A 272-nucleotide genomic window follows, 5' to 3' on the forward strand; every position below is an offset into this window, starting at 1 on the left:
GGGTTTACAGTACTCACATGAATATTAGTATCCGAAAGCTCCATCCGTAGGCTGTTTGCAAATCCGAGAACAGCATGTTTCGTTGCAGAATATCCACTTGATTTTGGTGTAGCTAGTTTTCCAGCTTGAGAAGCGACAAAAATAATATGTCCCCTTCCCTTCTCTATCATATGTGGAAGGACTGATTTAGTACACGAAATAGAACCAAACACATTCACATCAAACATGGATTTTATTTGATCTATTGAAGCTGTATGTACATAATCAAAAAC

At 37.5% G+C, this 272-nt stretch carries 1 protein-coding gene; it reads right to left on the minus strand.

The window, feature by feature from the left end:
- Nucleotides 1-272 (minus strand): SDR family NAD(P)-dependent oxidoreductase (locus tag AOA61_RS30165; protein ID WP_143521289.1); only part of this gene is annotated, 272 nt, incomplete at both ends.

Origin of the sequence: Pseudomonas sp. 2995-1 (assembly GCF_002742505.1) — a bacterium.
Classification (GTDB): domain Bacteria; phylum Pseudomonadota; class Gammaproteobacteria; order Pseudomonadales; family Pseudomonadaceae; genus Aquipseudomonas; species Aquipseudomonas sivasensis.